This is a genomic window from Gordonia sp. NPDC057258, from assembly GCF_042668985.1.
GTDB classification, from domain to species: Bacteria; Actinomycetota; Actinomycetes; order Mycobacteriales; family Mycobacteriaceae; genus Gordonia; species Gordonia hongkongensis.
In genome coordinates this window covers 136,892-154,692 of sequence record NZ_JBHUXZ010000005.1, presented here as the reverse complement: position 1 = coordinate 154,692, position 17,801 = coordinate 136,892, and the positions used below count along the sequence as shown (strand labels likewise).

The following is a 17,801-nucleotide window of genomic DNA, read 5'->3' as shown; positions in this document are numbered from 1 at the left end:
ATATGTTGTAAACTATCAAAAACTACCCGGGGGCCGTCGCCCACCTTTGGGTGCTCGACGGCCCGCGGTGGGTCGTGCGATTTCCTGCGACTACTCGCCGAAGGGGTTGCCGCCCTTGGCCTGCAGCTCGCGAAGGGCCTTCCGCTCGCCTGCCTCGATCTCGTGCTCGAGTTCGACGTTGCGCAGCTGCTCCTCCGGCGGATCCGCCGTGAGGATCGAACCCGTACCCGGGGCACCGGCGGAGCCGAGCTTGTTCATCCGCTTGGGCAGTGCCGCACCCTCGTAGGGGAGCGGGATCGGGTGACCATGGCTGTCGACCGGGCCGAGCGGCTGGTGGATCTCGATGTACTCACCCTGCGGCAGCCGCTTGATGATGCCGGTCTCGATGCCGTGTGCCAGTACCTCGCGGTCACTGCGCTGCAACGAGAGCGCCCAGCGGTAGGCGATGAAGTACACCAGCGGCGGCAGGACGATCAGACCGATACGCCCGATCCAGGTCGTCGCGTTCAGCGAGATGTGGAACTTGAACGCGATGATGTCGTTCATACATGCAATCGTGAGCAGGATGTAGAACGAGACCGCCATCGAGCCGATCGCCGTGCGCACCGGGGTGTCGCGGGGACGCTGCAGCAGGTTGTGGTGTGCATCGTCGCCGGTGAGCTTCTTCTCGATCCACGGGTAGGCGAACATCAGGCCGAAGATGATGGTCATGATCAGCACGACCCAGTTCGACATCGGCACCGTGTAGTTGCCCAGGTAGAGCTCCCACGCCGGGAACAGACGTATCAGACCGTCGGTCCACATCATGTAGATGTCGGGCTGAGACCCGGCCGACACCTGTGCCGGGTTGTACGGACCGATGTTCCAGACCGGGTTGATCTGGAAGACGCCCGACATGATCGCCAGGACGCCGGTGACGAAGGCGAACATCGCGCCGGCTTTGGCGGCGAAGACCGGCATGATGCGGACGCCGACGACGTTCTTCTCGGTGCGGCCGGGGCCGGGGAACTGCGTGTGCTTCTGGTACCAGACCAGCGCGAGGTGTGCGCCGATCAGAGCCAGGATGATGCCCGGGAAGAGCAGGATGTGCAGCACGTAGAGGCGCGGGATGATGATGACGCCGGGGAAGTCGCCGCCGAACAGTGCCCAGTGGATCCAGGTGCCGACGACCGGGATACCGAGGACGATGCCACTCATGGCGGCGCGGACGCCGGTGCCCGACAGGAGGTCGTCGGGGAGCGAGTAACCGAAGAAGCCCTCGAACATCGCCAGGATCAGCAGGAGACAACCGATGATCCAGTTGGCCTCACGCGGGCGTCGGAACGCACCGGTGAAGAAGATGCGCATCATGTGGATGATGATCGACGCGGCGAACAGCAGTGCCGCCCAGTGGTGGATCTGACGGACGAAGAGACCGCCGCGCACCTCGAACGAGATGTTCAGCGTCGTCTCGTACGCCTTGGTCATCATCACGCCGTTCAGCGGCTGGTAGGCGCCGTCGTACACCACGCGCGTCATCGACGGATCGAAGAACAGCGACAGGTAGACGCCCGACACCAGCAGGATGATGAAGCTGTACAGCGCGATCTCGCCCAGCATGAAGGACCAGTGGGTGGGGAAGACCTTGTTGATCTGGCGACGCATGCCCGCGGCGAGGTGATACCGCGAGTCCACTTCTTCGGCTTGAGTGCCGAGGCGTTCGGCGATGCTCATGACTTACGCTCCCAGAATGCCGGACCGACGGGCTCGATGAAGTCGCCTGCGGCAACGAGGTAGCCCTCGTTGTTCACCGTGATCGGCAGCTGTGCCAGCGCACGTGCGGCCGGTCCGAAGATGGGCTTGGCGTACTCGAGCGCATCGAACTGCGACTGATGGCAGGGACACAGGATGCGGTTGCTCCGCTGCTCGTAGAGCGAGGCGGGGCAGCCGAGGTGGCTGCAGACCTTGGTGTAGGCGAAGTAGTCACCGTAGTTGAAGCTCTCCTGACCCTTGCGCTTGACCGCACGGGCCGCATCCTCGGGACGCAGACGGATGAGCATGACGGGGTTGCGGACCTGGTGCAGGCCCTCCTCCAGCAGATGGCGGGAGTGCTCGGACTCGCCGAACCCGTCCGAACGACGCCACGGGAACACGGTTTCCATACCGCCGGCGTCGAGATCTTCCGGCCGGACCAGGGCGACCTGGAACGGGTTGCCGGTGTCACGCCGCAGGTAGATGGTCTCGTTGGGCGCTTCCGGCGGGTTGTAGATCGGCGACCATCCCGAATGCCACAGCGGCGAGTCGGGGCCCTCGGCCCACGGGTTCTTGATGAAGCCACCGAGGAAGGCGACGAGTCCGGTGACCGCGAAGGCGCCGAGACCGAAACCGGCGGAGCCGATGATCATCTTGCGACGACCCAGGGTGGACGTGGCGCCGGTGTCCTGGAGCAGACCGACGATCGTCTTCTTGTCGACCTCGGTCGATCCACCGTCGTGACGATCCTGAACCGAGATCTCGGCCGGGATGAACTTCTTGGTGATGAGGATCAGCGCGACGCCGATGGCGAACACCGACAGGCCGAACGTCACGCCGAGGAGCGGCGTGTTGAACGTGTACCACCAGTAGTTCGGATCGTCCGGGAGGGCGAATTCCCAATGGTTGAACAGGAAGATGCCGAGGCACGCGAGGGCGGACACGCCGGCCACGGTGAACCAGATGGCCACCTGGCGCTCGGCCCGCTTCTCGACCTTGGTGCCCGGCACCGTGTAACGCTCGGACCGGTGGATGATCTCGACGCCGTCGAGATTGGTACCGAGTTTGACGAGCTCATCGGTGCTCATCTGTTCGAGTTCGTCCCGCGACGGGACGTCTTTGTCGTTCGCGCTCATGCTCGAGATCCCATCCACATGGCGCCGGCGACGATGGCGATGACGCCGACGAACCACATGACCATGCCTTCACTGACCGGGCCGAAACCGCCGATTCCGAGTCCGCCGCTGGGCTTTGCCTCACTCACGTACTTGACGTAGGCGATCACGTCCCGCTTCTCTTCCGGATCGAGCTGACGATTCGAGAACTTGGGCATGTTCTGCGGACCGGTCAGCATCGCGGTGTAGATCTGCGCCTCGTTGACCCCGTCGAGGTTCGGCGCGAACTTGCCCGACGACAGTGCGCCACCACGGCCGGTGAAGTTGTGGCAGGAAGCGCAGTTCAATCGGAACAGCTCACTGCCGCGTCCGATGCTGTCGCCGCGCAGTGACTCCATCGCGACGGTGCCGTCGGCATTGCGCGGCACCTGCGGTCCGCCACCCTCGGCCTGGATGTAGGCGCCGAGCTGGTCGATCTGCTCGGTGGTGAACTTGGCCGGCTTGCGCTGGGCCTGCGCCTCACCACGCGCCGCCGGCATACGTCCGGTCGACACCTGGAAGTACACGGCGGCGTCGCCGACACCGAGAAGTGCGGGACCGCGCTCGGGCACGCCCTGGAGGTTCGCGCCGTGGCAGGTGATGCACGAGGTCTCGTAGAGCTTGCGACCGTCGTCGATCATCGCGGCGTTGCTCTCGTCGGCGACCGCGACCTGCGGCTCGGGGGTCAGCACCGAGGCGAGCACACCCGCCATGACGAGGCCGGCCAGCAGCACGATGGTGCCGCCTGCGCGCCGACGGAGCTTGCGTCGGGCCTTGGCGCGGCGGCCGGCGTCGCGTGCAGAGGAGCGTCGGGCCGAGGCATCGGGTCCGACCTCGGTGCCGCTATCCGACGGACGCGGTGGAGATGAACTCATCTGTGACTCTCTACTAAGCGGGACGGACTGTTGTTAGATCGAGCTGCGCTCGGTCGTGGTGGAACGGGCCGGCGTCATCGGATGAAGTAGATCGTGACGAACAGCCCGATCCACACGATGTCGACGAAATGCCAGTAGTAGGAGACGACGATGGCCGCGGTTGCCTGCGCCGGCGTGAACTTCGACAGCTTGGTCCGGATGAGCAGATACACGAACGCGATCAGACCGCCGATCACGTGGAGGCCGTGGAACCCGGTCGTCATGTAGAAGACCGAGCCGTACGCATCCGACGCGAGGGTCGTGCCGTGGCCGACCAGCACGGTGTACTCGTACGCCTGCCCGATCACGAAGATCGTTCCCATGATGAGGGTGATGACGTACCAGCGGCGGAGGCCGAAGACGTCACCGCGCTCGGCGGCGAAGACACCCATCTGGCACGTCACCGACGACAGGATGAGAATCGTCGTCACCGGGATGGCGAGGGCGAGATTCAGCTCGGTCGGTGGCGGCGGCCAGCCGACGGCGGAGTTGGCACGGGCGACGAAATACATCGCGAAGAGGCCAGCGAAGAACATGAGCTCACTGGACAGCCACACGATCGTGCCGACGCTGACCATGTTGGGCCGGTTCAGCGAGTGCACGCGCGAGGTGATGGCTGTTCCTGAGGTACCTACAGCGCTTGTCACAAGTGAAGTATGACGGTTCGTAGTAAGCCGTGGCCACCCGGGTCGGAAATTGCCCCCGATTAATTCTCCCGGTGCAGGTCCGGGCCCGAATCGGGCGACCTTCGGCGTGTCCGGGAAGGGCGTGGCGGACGCCCGGCTCGCTACCGTGTGTTCATGTCCAGTTCGGCGCCGCCCGGCCCCCGTGATCTCAACGGCCGACTCGTCGAGCAGGGTCGCCTGGCGCGGCTCCGCTCACGGCTGCGCCCGCGTGTCGGCGCCGGTCCGCTGACGCTGCGTGAGCAGGTGGAGGTGGTGGCCCGGTCCGACGACGACGCCATCGCGAGTTCGGTGGCCCTCGACGCGTCGTCGTGGCGAGCCGCGGAGGAGGTGATCCTCCGGCACGTCGTCGAGGTGCCACCCGACCGGCGGGCCGACGCGGCCGCGGTGGCCGCGCTCGACGGTTACGAGTCCGTCGACGACGAACGCTGGGGGCCGAGGCCGGCACCGCGCGACGACCGGCTCGTGGTCCTGGTCCTGGCGCGGGTCCAGTTGCTCGACGCGATGCATCTGTCCCAGGAACGGTCCCGGATGGCGAGCCTGGGTTCGCGGCACGGCGGATTCGCACGCGAGTGGGCCGTCCTCCAGCGTCCGCCGCTCTGAACACGAATATGCTGACTCCCCGTGAGCACCGCACAGTCTGACTTCAGCTGGCCGCAGATCCTCGGCAAGGTCACCGATCGCCTCGACCTCGACGCCGACGAGGCGGCGTGGGCGATGAACGAGATCATGACCGACAGTGCGACCGGAGCCCAGATCGCCGCGTTCGGCGTCGGCGTGAAGATGAAAGGTGCCGCACCGGCGGAGCTCCTCGGGTTGTCCCGCGCGATGCTCGACCACGCGACGCTCGTGGACGTCGGTCGCCCGGCCGTCGACGTCGTGGGGACCGGCGGCGACCGGTCGCACACGGTGAACATCTCCACGATGACGTCGATCGTGATCGCTGCGTCGGGCGTCGCGGTGGTCAAGCACGGCAACCGTGCGGCGTCGTCGAAGAGCGGCGGTGCCGACGTGCTGGAGGCGCTCGGCGTCGACATCTCCCTCGACGCCGCCGCGGTCGCGCAGTGCGTGTCGGAACTCGGGATCGGCTTCTGCTTCGCGCCGGTGTTCCATCCGGCGTTCCGCTTCACCGGTCCGCCGCGCAAGGAGATCGGCATCCCGACGGTCTTCAACGTGCTGGGGCCGCTGACCAACCCGGCGACACCCAGCCGGGGGCTGATCGGCTGCGCCTTCGCCGACCTCGCGCCGGTTCTGGCGCGGGCCTTCGCCGAGCGCGGCGGCTCCGCGCTGGTGGTCCGCGGCGACGACGGTCTCGACGAACTGACGACCACCACCACGTCGACGGTCTGGCAGGTCGTCGCCGGGCAGGTGAACGAACTCACCGTCGACCCGACGGATCTGGGGATCGCGCGCGTGGAACTCTCCGCCCTGCAGGGGGGAGACGCGACGGTCAACGCCGCGATCGCCCGCGAGTTGCTGGCCGGGACCACGGGCCCGGTCCGGGACGCGGTGCTGCTGAACTCGGCCGGCGCCATCGTCGCGTTCGAGCAGGAGGCGCCGATGAGCTCGGCGGAACTGACCGATGCCCTCGGCGCCGCGAAGGAGCGGGCGGCCGATGCGATCGACAACGGTGCCGCCGCCGACCTGCTGCAGCGGTGGGCCGAGCTCAGCGGCCGGCTCGCCGCGCCCGCCTGACGGTCACGCTGCCCCGAAATCCTTGTGGGGCGCAGTGTTCGGCGGGTCAGTTCTCGCCGATGGAGAAACCGCCCTCGACGTCGGAGCTGGAGTAGCTGCGGAACGCGATGTGTGTCGCGCTCTTGAGAACCCCGGGTAGCCGGTTGATCTGGCCGGTGACGACCGTCGCGATCTGTTCGTGGTCACGGACCCGGATCTTCGCGATCAGATCGACGTCGCCCGCACAGGAGTACACCTCTTCGACCCCGGGGATGTCGGCGACGGCCTGGGCGGTCTCCGGGATCCGGTGGATGTCGGCCTGGATGAGGACGATGGCGGTGATCATGTCGCCAGCCTAGTGGTGCGTGGCCCTCAGCTCGCCTGCCGTGTGCGAGAGTCGGCGACGGGTCTGGCCGCACGTGCGTCGTGCGCCGACTGCGACCACCCGAGCCGGCGTTCGGCGGAGCCGGCGGGCAGGGCGACCGGCTCACTCGTCGACACGATGCGCGCGCCCGGTTCGGTCATCCAGCGGTACACGAGGCCGACCTCCTCGGCCGGCGCGCCCCGCAGCGGACCGGGGCCCGGTAACACGGTCTCCGCGGCCGCGACGAGCGCGTCGACGACGGGCATGGGCGAGACTCCGCGTCGAGCGCGCCCGGCGGCGGCGAGCCGTCCGTACCGGATGACCGCGAACTGCCAGCCGCGTTCACCGTCGGGCCGGGCGACCACGATCTCGGCGATCGCGCACAGCGCGGCCAGTCGCTGGCAGCGGGCGAGGGCGTCGATCGTGAGCGCGAGACGGTCCCGATGCCGCGCCGCGGTCTCGAACATGTGGGCCTGGGCAAGGTCGGTGAGGCGCGCGGTGAGGCCGTCGAGGAGTTCGTCGGCCTCACCTCGCATGAGCCGGCGGGCCGCGGTGACCCGGGGAGAGTAGTCCGGCACCGTCTGCGGCTGCGCCGTGGCCGCCCGGCAGGACCCCGGCCGCCGCCTCCCATCGGCCTCGGGACACCAGTGGTAGCCCGTCGCGCCGAGCCGTGTCGTGCACGTGCGCAGACCGGCGGCCGCCGAGATCACGTCGGCGACGGTCGCCGCGTTGTTGCGGTTGCCCACCGGGCCGATCGACTCGTCGGTGGGTGTTCGGCTGACCTTGAGCCGGGGGAAGCGTTCCTCGGTCAGGGTCACCCACCAACCCTTGTGCGGCTGGGTCGATCGTCGGTTGTACGCCGGTGCGTGCGCGCCGAGGAGCCGGAGTTCGCGGACGGCGGCCTCCAGGGCGTGGGAACACTCCACGACGTCGACCCGTTGGGCGAGGAGCACCATCTCCGCGATGCGGCGGCGCGGGTCGTTGCCACTGAAGTACGACCGGACCCGGCGGCGGAGGTCCACCGCGGTGCCCACGTAGAGGACCTCGTTCGACGGGCCGCGGAACAGGTACACCCCGGGACGGGCCGGGACATGGTCGGCGAGTGCGCGTTTGGCGCGCAGGCGCGGGTCGGTCTTCGGGAGATACGACGTCAGGTCGCCGACTGTCGCGATGCCCTGATTGCCGACGCGCTCGAGGAGCCGGTGGAAGACCTCCACCGTGGCGCGCGCATCGTCGAGCGCCCGGTGGGTGGGCCGCACGGAGACGTCGAACAGGTCGGCGAGCGCGCTGAGCTTGACCGTCGGCGCCTCGTCACGGCTGAGGATGCGCCGGGCCATGGTCACCGTGCACAGGCTGAGGCTGAACGTCCACGGCAGGTGGAGCCGGATCGCGTTCTGCCGGAGGAAACCCATGTCGAAACGAGCGTTGTGGGCCACCAGGATCGAGCCGCGGGCGAACTCGAAGAACGACGGCAGCACCGACTCGATCCGGGGGGCGTCGGTCAGCATCGCGGTGGTGATGCCGGTGAGGGTCACGATCTGCGGGGGGATCGGCCGGCCGGGGTCGACCAGCGTGGCGAACTCGCCGACCACCTCGCCGCCGCGGATCTTGACCGCGCCGATCTCGGTGATCCGGTCGCGGACCGGGTCGGACCCGGTGGTCTCGAGGTCGACGACGACGAGGGTCGTCTCGAAGAGCGACCGGTCGCTGAACTCGTTCGACGTCTCACCCGTGGCCCCCTGGTCGGCGGCCTCCAGGTCGGCGAAGGTGAGCTGCCCCGCGGGCGAGCCGTCCACGCTGGTCTGCGTCACCCGGCGAACACTAGTTCGATCCACCGACATCGCGACCGCGACGCTCCGACATCGTGTCGTGTGACCCGTGTGACTGCTGTGTCGATCGCTGTTCGACGGACTTGTCGGTGGGCGCCCCTAGTCTCCACCTGGACGTGAGAAATGCGGTCTTCTCACGGTCACAACGACCCGTAACGGGGCCGACGCGGCCCACCCTCGCCAGATGAGATGGAGATCACATTATGTACGTCGATTGTGCGCGCTGCCCGGCTCGTCCCGTCGCTTGCGACGGGTGCATGATGACAGTGCTGTTTGGTGGTCCGAGCTGGGACGATATGTCCCACGAAGGTGGAGGTTCGGTAACGGCGGCCACCTCGGACGCGGATGCCGAACTGGACCTCGCCATCGACGTTCTGCAGGCTGCTGCAATGGTGACCAGCGGCGCTGCACGATCTGCAAGATCAGCCAAAACCGCAGTTCAGGCGCCGGATCGACGCGCTTCTGTGACCGTCCTCAGGGCAGGCTGAGAAGCGGCCGAGGTTTGGCTGTCTGTCGCTTAGTGGACAGAGCGCATCCGATTTCGTAACCTTTCTGAGACCTTTGCGGAGCGTCCCGCTTCAACAGAAGTGGTCCGCAGTAGTCACCGCTCAATCGCCCTCGCGGGCGAACCGGGGAACCACAACCTTCGGACGGGCTCGTCGGAGCGCATCACCACTGATGCGACTCGGTCGAAACCGATCCGAATCGGGGTGAATCGCGTTGCCATGCATGAGTGTCCAGTGGATACCTCATGCGCGAAAACGTGTAGGGCCACTCTTCCGGCCCGAACCCGACAGCTAACTCGGTCGGCGGTAGAGGAAGATCTGAAGGAGAACTCGCTTCGTGGCCAAACATCGTTTGGAACAGCCCAATCGTGGCAGCACGGTCGCCAAGAAGGCGGTGATCGCTGGATCGATCACACTCGGTTCGCTCGCCGCAGCCGCCGGCCCTGCTCTCGCCGCCCCGGTCCACACCCCGCTGGGCACTTTCGAGATCCCGGCCCTGCCCGGCGCGAAGGCCCCGGAGGCCAAGCCCGCGCCTGAGGCCACGCCGGTGAAGAAGTCGCCCGCCGCCACGGTCGAGATCCCCAACCTGGGGCAGTTCACCGTGCCGGGTATCGCGCCGGAGCAGATCCCGCAGCAGTTCCGCCCGCAGGGTGGCGGCGCGCCCCTGGGCCAGCCGCAGCTGACCGCCGGTCAGAAGGCGGTAAAGGCCGCCGAGAGCAAGATCGGTGCGCCGTACTCCTACGGCTCCGCCGGCCCCAACGCATTCGACTGCTCGGGCCTCATCTACTGGTCCTACAAGCAGGCCGGCAAGAACATCCCGCGCGACAGCTACGGCCAGCTCGGCGGCGGACGCGCGGTGTCGTACTCCGAGGCCAAGCCCGGCGACGTCATGATCTTCAACGGTGGCGGCCACGCCGGCATCTACGTCGGCAACGGTCAGTTCGTCCACTCGTCCAACTACGGCACGCCGGTCAAGCGCGACGCCGTCAAGGAGTGGACCCTGACGGGCATCCGTCGGTACTGACGACAACTGAACACGAACAGACTGAGCACGAAGGTCTCTGGACGGGCGGATCGCGTGGATTGCGATCCGCCCGAACCAGTCCCGGGGGCCGGTCGGCCGCCTAGGGTGGTCGACGGGACGCGGGGTACGGGTGCAGGGGCCCGGGATGCTCAGGGATCGACGAGCACACACGAGGGAGTGAGTAGACCGTGCTGATCGGGGAGGGGCGTGGTCGCGCGATGCGGCCGAGGATGCGTTCGGGTCCGCTGATGGTGGCGCTCTGTGTCCTGTCGGCGTTCGCCGTTCTGGCACCGACCGTCGCCGGCGGCGTCGGGGACGCCCGTGCGGTGCCCGCGCGCTCGGCCGATCAGCTGCTCGACCGCTACAAGCAACTGGGCATCGACGCGGAGAAGACCACCGAGGCGATGCACAACGCCAAGATCGAGTACGACAAGCAGCGCGGCATCGTGGCGGCGGCCAAGAAAGCCGCGGCCGAGGCGCAGCAGACGCTGGACACCAGCCGCGCCCAGCTCGCCGTGCACCAGAACCGAGTCGACGCGATCGTCCGCGCCAGCTATCAGGGCGCGCGGGTCAGCGGACTGTACGCCGTGATGGTCAGCGACTCCCCGCAGGCGCTCCTGGACCAGATGTCGGGTCTCGACATGATCTCGCGTCAGGCGTCGGTGGACCTGACCGCGATCAAGAAGGTACGGGCCAGGACCGCTGTCGCGAAGAAGGATGCCGAGCGCACGGCGGTGGCCGCCTCCGAGGCGGTCTCCCGCGCCGAACGGGTCCGTGGTGACCTCCAGACGAAGCAAGCCGACCTGCAGCTCCAGGCGATCCAGATCCGGTCGATCTACAAGTCGATGACCGGCAAGCAGTTGGCGGCTCTGCGCGGTCCGACCTTCGACTTCGATCCGCGACTGGTGCCCAAGGGCACCGCCGCCGGACTGATCGCCACCCACGCCGCCCTCACCCGGATCGGTGACCCCTACGTGTGGGGCGCCACCGGACCGAATTCGTTCGACTGCTCGGGACTCATGGTGTGGGCGTTCCGGCAGGCCGGCAAGACCATCCCGCGATCGAGCCAGGCGCAGATGGCCGGCGGTCAGCCGGTCGAGAAGAACGACCTCAAGCCCGGTGACCTGGTCATCTACTATCCCGATGCCCATCACGTCGGTATGTACGTCGGTGACGGCTATGTCATCCACGCCTCGACCTTCGGTGTGCCGGTCAAGGTCGAGCCGCTCGACGAGGCCGGACCGTACAACTCTGCCCGCCGGTTCTAGTCCCACCGGTGACCTCACCGCGCGGGCGCGCCGGCCTCGTCTCGGCCGTGGTCGTTCTGGTCATCGCAGTTGCCACCGCGTGCGGCACGGGCGACGTGCCCGACGGGCCCGGCTCGTCCGCCGCGCCCGTGTCGTCGAGCGCCGCGGTCAACGTCTACGAGCGTGATCGAGCGGCGGGCGTGACGCGGTTGCTCGACGCGCTCACCGAAGCGGTGCGTTCCGGGGATGTGCGGGCGATCGGCACCCTCGTCGACACCGCTGCCACCCCGGCGTTCAAGGACAGATTCGTCACGGCCGCCGCGGGTTTCGCGCCCAGCCGGTTCACGCCGCGGAACGGTCGCAGCGGCACCCTGCGGCTCGCACGGTTCGGTTATCAGCTTGCGCCCACCGAAGAGGCGGAGGTGCTCGTACCCGGTGAGTTGCAGGAGCTCCTCGATGCCGGGGGGAGTTCGGACTCGTGGGTCGCTCCGGTGGAGTTGCGCTATGCGCTCGGCGGCGAGGGGGTCCCGGGAGTCGACGAGGCCGAGGTGGTCGTCGGCACCCAGTTCGTGGTCGCCCGCTACGGCGAGGCCTGGCGCCTCGTCGGAGACGCCACGGCCCTGGGAGGAGAATCCGCACCCACTCAGATGTGGGAGCTGCCCGGACTCCAGGTGGCCGACACCGCCACCGCAGGCGGCACGTCGGTGGTCGCCTCGTATCCCCGAACGTCTTCGACGGTGGCGACGCTGCAGCGGGAGCTGCCCGGGGCGGTGGATGCCGTCAGTGACTTCTGGGGCGACGATTGGGATCGCCGCGCCGTCGTGGTCGCCACGGCGACCGACGACGAGTTCGCCGCACTCGTACCCGAGGGCCGAGCGGCGACCGGGACCGCGGCGGCCGCGACCGTGTTCAGCAGCCTCGACCTGGTCCAGCGCACCGCGACCGGACAGCGCATCATCCTGACCCCGGCGGCCCGGGAACTCGCCGCACCGACGCTCGCGGTGGTTCTCCGGCACGAGTTGACCCATGTCGCGGCCCGCGTTCACACCGCGCTCGACGCGCCGCTCTGGATCACCGAGGGCGTGGCCGAATACGTCGGGCGCAAAGGGACTCACACGAGGATCGCGGATGCCGCACCCGACCTGATCGCGTCCGTGCGTGCCGGTCGAGTTCCGACCGGGCCACCCGCCGACACCGACTTCGCGATGGACGGTCAGACTTCACAGGTGGCTTATCAGAGTGCGTGGTCGCTGGCCGCCTACGTCGCCGATCGATTCGACGAGGCGCGGCTGAAGAAGATGTACATGGGGGTCGCGGCGTCGGCCCTGCCCGCGGCGCAGGACACGGCGATCGCCTCGAGTCTCGGGCTGACGCGTGCCGAACTGGTCGCGGGGTGGCAGCGGTGGCTCGAAGTGCAGGCCCGTTGATGTCTCGAACGTTGTTGCTCACCAACGACTTTCCGCCCCGTCCGGGCGGGATCCAGTCCTACCTGCAGAATCTGGTGGACCTGCTGCCGCCGGAGGACGTGGTCGTCTACGCGCCGCGCTGGCGTGGTGACTCGCACGAGAAGTTCGACGCGGCCGCCCCGTATCGGGTGTACCGGCACCCGACGACGCTCATGCTCCCCACCCCGTTCGTGGCGCGGCGTGCCGCGGAGATCGTGCGCCGCGAACAGATCTCGACGGTGTGGTTCGGCGCGGCCGCGCCGCTGGCCGTGCTGGCGCCGGCGTTGCGTCGCGCGGGCGCCCAGCGGATCATCGCCAGCACGCACGGTCACGAGGTCGGGTGGTCGATGCTGCCGGGCGCGCGGCAGGTGCTCGGGCACATCGGCCGCCACACCGATGTGATCACCTTCGTCAGCCGATACACCCGCGGCCGGTTCGCGTCGGCCTTCGGCGCCCGCGCGGGCCTGGAACACCTGCCCCCCGGCGTCGACACCGAGCGGTTCGCCCCGGATCCGGTGCTGCGACAGCGATTTCGCGAACATCTCGACCTAGGGGAGCGTCCGACGATCCTCTGCCTGTCGCGGCTGGTGCCCCGTAAGGGCCAGGATGTGTTGATCCGCGCCCTGCCGCTGATCCGACGCACCATCCCCGACGCGACGCTGGTCATCGTCGGCGGTGGTCCCTACGGGAAGACCCTGCGCGACCTCGCGGCCGACACGGGCGTGGCCGACCATGTGATCTTCACCGGCTCGGTGCCCGCCGACGACCTCGCGGCGTACCACAACATCGCGGACGTCTTCGCGATGCCGTCCCGGACGAGGGGGCGCGGCCTGGACGTCGAGGGCCTGGGGATCGTCTACCTGGAGGCGTCGGCGTCGGGGGTGCCCGTGGTCGCCGGGTTGTCCGGTGGCGCGCCGGAGACCATCGAGGAGGGGGTCACCGGCACCGCCGTCGACGGCACCGATGTCGACGCGGTCGCCCTGGCGATCCTGGCGATCCTCGGTGATCGCGCGGCCGCGGCCGAGATGGGCCGGGCCGGACGGCGTTACGTCGTCGAGAACTGGCAGTGGAGCCAGATGGCGGCCCGCCTGCGCCAGTTGCTCTGAAGAGCAACCGGCGCCGGCGGGGAGCTCACCGCTGGTAGATCGCCTCGATGTCGCCGGCGAACTTCTCCACGACGACGTTGCGCTTGACCTTGAGCGTCGGCGTCATCTCGCCGGTCTCCTCGGTGAAGTCGGTCGGCAGGATGCGGAACTTCTTGATGGCCTCTGAATGCGACACCGTCTTGTTGGCGAGGTCGACGGCCGACTGGACCTCGGCGCGCAGGTCGGTGTCGTCGGCGAGGTCGGCGACCGTCGCGGACGCGGGCTTGCCGGTGCGCTCCTTCCACGCCGGGAACGCCTCGGGATCGATCGTGATCAGGGCGGCCACAAACGGTTTCGCGTCGCCGACGACGGTGGCCTGCGAGATCAGGGCGTTGGCGCGGATGACGTCCTCGAGTCCGGCGGGGGAGACGTTCTTGCCGCCGGCGGTCACGATCAGTTCCTTCTTGCGGCCGGTGATGGTGATGAACCCATCGGCATCCACGGTGCCGAGGTCGCCGGTATGGAACCAGCCGTCGATCACGGCCGATGCGGTGGCCTCCGGGTTCTGCCAGTACTCGGTGAAGACGACACCGCCGTGCAGCAGCACCTCTCCGTCATCGCCGATCCGAACAGCATTGCCCGACAACGGCTTCCCGACACTGCCGATCTTCGACGCCGACGGGGTGTTCACGCTGAAGGCCGCCGTGGTCTCGGTCAGGCCGTACCCCTCGTAGACGGGCACACCGACGCCGGAGAAGAAGTGACCCAGGCGGGCGCCGAGCGGCGCGCCACCGGAGATCGCCATCTGGCACTCGCCACCGAGGGCGGCCCGGAGCTTCTTGTAGACGAGCGCGTCGAAGACGCCGTGCTTGACTTTCAGCGCGAGACCGACCTGCCCCTTCTCCGTCGCCTGCGAGTAGGCGATCGCGGTCTCGGACGCGGCGTCGAAGATCTTTCCCTTGCCGCCGTCGTGGGCCTTCTGCCGGGCGGTGTTGTACACCTTCTCGAACACGCGCGGCACGGACAGGATGAGCGACGGTTTGAAGACGGCGAACTCGTCCACCAGGTTCGGGATGTCGCTGGTGTGTCCCACCTCGATGCCTGCCTCGATGGCGACGAGCGTGATGGCCCGGGCGAGCACGTGGGCGAGGGGAAGGAACATCAGCAGACGCTTCTCGTCGCGGGCGATGACCTGATCGAGGAGGTCGCCGGCGAGGACCGCCCGCACCTCCGACAGCATGTTGGCGTGGGTGAGTTCGCAGCCCTTGGGCCGTCCGGTGGTCCCCGAGGTGTAGATCAGCGTCGCCGGGTCGGCGGCCCTGACGGTGGCCCGGCGGGCCGCGACCTCGTCGTCGTGGACGTCGGCACCGGCGGCGACGAGCTCGCCGACGGCACCCGGCCCGTCGGTGCGGTCGATCTGGAAGACGGTCACCGGCGTGGTCAGGGAGTCGATGGACTCGAACTCGGCGCGATGTCCGTCGTCCTCCAGGACGATCGCGACCGCACCGGAATCCTGCATGATCCATTCGATCTGGCCGGCGGAGGACGAATCGTAGATGGGCACGGTGATCGCGCCCGCGGACCAGATCGCGAAGTCGAAGAGATTCCACTCGAGGCGGGTGCGCGACAGCAGCGCCACCCGGTCCCCGGGGTTGACGCCGGAGGCGATCAGGCCCTTGGCGATGGCGGAGATGCGGGAGGCGGCCTCGGCGGCGGTGACCGGCTCCCACCGGTCGCCCTGCTTGTGGCGGAACACGATGTGCTGCGGTGATCGCTGCGCCAGGCCGAAGATGATGTTCGTGCAGTTCTCGTCGTCGCCGATCGAGAACTTCGCGGGCACGCTGTACTCGCCCATCGTGGTTACCCTTCAGTAGACATCAGTCACCGAATCGTATCCCCGACACGGAATCGGACTCATCGCGACGTCGGTTTCGGGTGCACTACCCTGCGCCGACACGAGTATGTGAAGCTAGTGGGCGTGACGAGCATCCAGGTGGCCGACGAGGTCTTCGTCGCCGCGGCGCCGCCGTTGGCGACCGCCGTGATCGGCGACCCCGCCAACTGGCGCCGGTGGTGGCCGGACCTGCGTCTGGCGGTCACCGAGGACCGGGGCGAGCAGGGCGTGCGCTGGCAGGTCGCGGGTCCGGTGTCGGGGACGATGGAGATCTGGAACGAGGCGGTCCTCGACGGCTTCGTGCTCCACTACTTCCTCCACGCCGAACCCACCGGTCCGCTGCCCGACGACCCCCGCACCCGCGCCGACGTGCTGGCCGAGGAGAACAAGCTGCGCCGCGTGACGGGCAAAGAGGTCTCCTTCGAGGTCAAACGACTGCTGGAGAAGGGCCGCGTCGTCGGTGGTCCCGCCGCCGGTCTCGAGTCGGCCGGGATGCGGTGATGGCCGACCACACCGAACGCGACATCGTCATCGGCGCCGACGCCGACGCCATCCTCGCCGTCATCGCCGACTTCGAGCACTACCCGGAGTGGGTGACCGCCGCCCGCGAGGTCGAGGTGCTGCGCACGGATGAAGCCGGCCGCGCCCTCGAGGTCAGGTTCGTGCTCGACGCCGGTGTCCTCCAGGACACGTATGTGCTTGCCTACGAATGGGATCGGAACGCCCCCGCGGTGTCGTGGCGCCTGGTGTCGAGCGATCTACAGAAGGATCAGCGCGGACGATACGTGCTGACCCAACAGGTCCCGGGATCGACGAAGGTGACCTACGAACTCATGGTCGACCTGCAGGTGCCCATGATCGGCCAGCTGAAGCGGCGAGCCGAGAAGGCGATCACCGATGCCGCGCTGAACGACCTCAAGAAGAGGGTCGAAGGCTGATCGATCTCACACCCATCCACATCGTGCTCGGGCCGGGGGGTTCCGGTGTCTCCGCGGTCGCGGCCGCCGGTGCGACCCAGCGTCCCGGCACCTCCCGGTCGGCCCGGGCCGTGCCCCGGTCGGGCCTGTCGGCAGCCGAATCCGACACGCTCCTCATCACCGTCGACCGCTGGTCGCCGGTTCCCGACTGGGCACGGGTGTACCGCCGGCCCGGCGAGCCCGTCGCGGTGTCCAAATACCTGCACCTGTTGACCCTGGACCGACTGGACCTCACCGAACGCACATGGTCGGCGTTCGTCGAGGTGCTCGAGCACACCGTGAGCCGCAGCAAGACGGTCCTGCCCGGCGTCGGCACCCTGGCCGGGATCGACGCCGCCGAGCTCACCTCGTTGCCCGGGATCGACGACTTCCTGCTCCTGCGCCGTATCCGGGACGAGGCGATCAGCGGCCGGTGGCAGCGGATCGTCGTCGACTGTTCCGGGTGTGGTGACCCACTCCAGTTCCTCCGTGGCGGAGCAGTTCTCAGCCAGGCCCTCAACCGGTTCTGGCCGCGTCACCGACGCCTCGCGATCGCTTCCGAGCGTCCGATGGTCGCGCAATTGACGGCCGCGGTCGACGCCATCGACCGGGACTGCCTCGACATCGCCGAACTGTTCGCCGATCCGCATGCGGTGGCGGTGCACCTCGTTCTCGCCGCCGACGACCGGAGCCGACGACTCACCGGCCACCATCTCGCCGCCGCCGACCTCATGGGCCTGCCGCTGGCCTCGGTCCAGGTCAACGCGGGCGTCGGCGCCGAACCGGCGGCCGAGGTCGCGGACATGGTGCGGGCCGAACTCGCCGGTTCCGACGGTTCGCGTTCCGTCGTCGTCGAGGTGGTCGAGAAATCGTCCGGTGCGATCGATCGCATGGCGCGGCTCCGCAAGCTCTCGGTCTCGTTGCCGGCACCGCACGGCGTCCCCCGGGGTTCGGCCGCGGCCGAGGTCGAGGCGGTCCAGGGGCGCGTGAGCGGCAAGCCGGCCGGTCCGGTGTACCGGTTGTCGTGGCCGCAGCGCCTACCGGATCCGGATTCGCTGGCTCTCGGGCGCAGCGGAGACGACCTCCTGGTGACGATTGCGGGGTTCCGCCATCCGGTGCGGCTGCCGTCGATGCTACGACGTTGCACGGTCGTCGACGCCGACTGGGACGGCACGACCCTGGGCATCGGCTTCGTCCCCGATCCGGCGGTGTGGCCCCGGCCGCAGAACTGAGCCGGTACCTCGGCCCCGGTACGTCGACGCCGCCCAGTTCCCGACGGCCAGGTGGGACGGCGA

Annotated in this window: 16 protein-coding genes and 1 riboswitch; of the genes, 9 read left to right on the top strand and 7 right to left on the bottom strand. The window is 68.4% G+C overall.

Annotated elements, in window-relative coordinates; translation table 11 throughout:
* Positions 1 to 90: 90 nt before the first annotated feature.
* The 4 genes from ACFUEJ_RS06085 to ACFUEJ_RS06070 all read right to left on the bottom strand — a co-directional run bounded on the left by ACFUEJ_RS06085 (position 91) and on the right by ACFUEJ_RS06070 (position 4,446).
* Positions 91 to 1,713, bottom strand: a complete 1,623-nt coding sequence (locus ACFUEJ_RS06085) for a cytochrome bc complex cytochrome b subunit (protein WP_065630049.1) — start codon at positions 1,711 to 1,713, stop codon at positions 91 to 93.
* Positions 1,710 to 2,867: a ubiquinol-cytochrome c reductase iron-sulfur subunit gene (locus ACFUEJ_RS06080; protein ID WP_065630048.1), complete on the bottom strand. Its 1,158-nt coding sequence runs from the start codon at positions 2,865 to 2,867 to the stop codon at positions 1,710 to 1,712. The genes ACFUEJ_RS06085 and ACFUEJ_RS06080 overlap by 4 nt, the downstream gene beginning before the upstream one ends.
* Positions 2,864 to 3,760 carry a cytochrome c gene (locus ACFUEJ_RS06075; protein ID WP_338855411.1) on the bottom strand — a complete coding sequence of 299 codons (897 nt, stop codon included), beginning with the start codon at positions 3,758 to 3,760 and terminating at the stop codon, positions 2,864 to 2,866. Before ACFUEJ_RS06075 ends, ACFUEJ_RS06080 begins: the two co-directional genes overlap by 4 nt.
* A gap of 74 nt (positions 3,761 to 3,834) precedes the next feature.
* Entirely contained in the window at positions 3,835 to 4,446 is a 612-nt protein-coding gene (locus ACFUEJ_RS06070) for a heme-copper oxidase subunit III (RefSeq protein ID WP_065630046.1), read from the bottom strand.
* A 153-nt stretch (positions 4,447 to 4,599) separates the two neighbouring features.
* On the opposite strand from ACFUEJ_RS06070, the gene ACFUEJ_RS06065 reads away from it, so the two are divergent.
* Both ACFUEJ_RS06065 and trpD read left to right on the top strand, forming a co-directional pair.
* Complete coding sequence (locus ACFUEJ_RS06065) at positions 4,600 to 5,085, top strand: hypothetical protein (RefSeq protein ID WP_065630095.1); 486 nt, start codon at positions 4,600 to 4,602, stop codon at positions 5,083 to 5,085.
* A gap of 21 nt (positions 5,086 to 5,106) precedes the next feature.
* Positions 5,107 to 6,177: an anthranilate phosphoribosyltransferase gene (trpD, locus tag ACFUEJ_RS06060; RefSeq protein ID WP_065630045.1), complete on the top strand. Its 1,071-nt coding sequence runs from the start codon at positions 5,107 to 5,109 to the stop codon at positions 6,175 to 6,177.
* Positions 6,178 to 6,223: 46 nt separating this feature from the next.
* On the opposite strand, the gene ACFUEJ_RS06055 is transcribed toward trpD, so the two are convergent.
* A complete protein-coding gene (locus ACFUEJ_RS06055; RefSeq protein ID WP_058253073.1) occupies positions 6,224 to 6,502 on the bottom strand; it encodes an Lrp/AsnC family transcriptional regulator in 279 nt (92 codons plus the stop codon).
* Positions 6,503 to 6,528: 26 nt separating this feature from the next.
* Positions 6,529 to 8,361: a DEDD exonuclease domain-containing protein gene (locus tag ACFUEJ_RS06050; RefSeq protein WP_388028113.1), complete on the bottom strand. Its 1,833-nt coding sequence runs from the start codon at positions 8,359 to 8,361 to the stop codon at positions 6,529 to 6,531.
* Positions 8,362 to 8,944: 583 nt separating this feature from the next.
* Positions 8,945 to 9,176, top strand: a riboswitch (cyclic di-AMP (ydaO/yuaA leader).
* A gap of 16 nt (positions 9,177 to 9,192) precedes the next feature.
* Between ACFUEJ_RS06050 and ACFUEJ_RS06045 the strand changes: the two genes are divergently transcribed.
* The 4 genes from ACFUEJ_RS06045 to ACFUEJ_RS06030 all read left to right on the top strand — a co-directional run bounded on the left by ACFUEJ_RS06045 (position 9,193) and on the right by ACFUEJ_RS06030 (position 13,677).
* Complete coding sequence (locus tag ACFUEJ_RS06045) at positions 9,193 to 9,879, top strand: C40 family peptidase (protein WP_058253071.1); 687 nt, start codon at positions 9,193 to 9,195, stop codon at positions 9,877 to 9,879.
* Positions 9,880 to 10,109: 230 nt separating this feature from the next.
* Positions 10,110 to 11,147, top strand: a complete 1,038-nt coding sequence (locus ACFUEJ_RS06040; RefSeq protein ID WP_058253141.1) for an NlpC/P60 family protein — start codon at positions 10,110 to 10,112, stop codon at positions 11,145 to 11,147.
* An 8-nt stretch (positions 11,148 to 11,155) separates the two neighbouring features.
* Complete coding sequence (locus ACFUEJ_RS06035; RefSeq protein WP_388028110.1) at positions 11,156 to 12,553, top strand: hypothetical protein; 1,398 nt, start codon at positions 11,156 to 11,158, stop codon at positions 12,551 to 12,553.
* Positions 12,553 to 13,677 (top strand): glycosyltransferase family 4 protein, encoded by a 1,125-nt coding sequence (locus ACFUEJ_RS06030; RefSeq protein ID WP_259937442.1) that lies wholly within the window; start codon positions 12,553 to 12,555, stop codon positions 13,675 to 13,677. Before ACFUEJ_RS06035 ends, ACFUEJ_RS06030 begins: the two co-directional genes overlap by 1 nt.
* 25 nt (positions 13,678 to 13,702) lie before the next feature.
* Here the strand turns inward: ACFUEJ_RS06030 and ACFUEJ_RS06025 are convergent, their stop codons facing one another.
* A complete protein-coding gene (locus tag ACFUEJ_RS06025) occupies positions 13,703 to 15,511 on the bottom strand; it encodes a long-chain fatty acid--CoA ligase (RefSeq protein WP_247449541.1) in 1,809 nt (602 codons plus the stop codon).
* 108 nt (positions 15,512 to 15,619) lie between these two features.
* Here ACFUEJ_RS06025 and ACFUEJ_RS06020 point away from each other — a divergent pair, with 108 nt between their 5' ends.
* Genes ACFUEJ_RS06020 through ACFUEJ_RS06010 form a run of 3 tightly spaced genes read left to right on the top strand, consistent with a single transcriptional unit; the run spans position 15,620 to position 17,738 of the window.
* Positions 15,620 to 16,051, top strand: a complete 432-nt coding sequence (locus ACFUEJ_RS06020) for a hypothetical protein (RefSeq protein ID WP_065630040.1) — start codon at positions 15,620 to 15,622, stop codon at positions 16,049 to 16,051.
* Positions 16,051 to 16,488, top strand: coding sequence for an SRPBCC family protein (locus ACFUEJ_RS06015; RefSeq protein WP_058253066.1), 438 nt, complete (start codon positions 16,051 to 16,053; stop codon positions 16,486 to 16,488). The genes ACFUEJ_RS06020 and ACFUEJ_RS06015 overlap by 1 nt, the downstream gene beginning before the upstream one ends.
* 20 nt (positions 16,489 to 16,508) lie before the next feature.
* The gene (locus tag ACFUEJ_RS06010; RefSeq protein WP_068972098.1) at positions 16,509 to 17,738 is read left to right on the top strand and encodes an ArsA-related P-loop ATPase; all 1,230 of its coding nucleotides are present in this window, start codon (positions 16,509 to 16,511) and stop codon (positions 17,736 to 17,738) included.
* Positions 17,739 to 17,801: the final 63 nt, after the last annotated feature.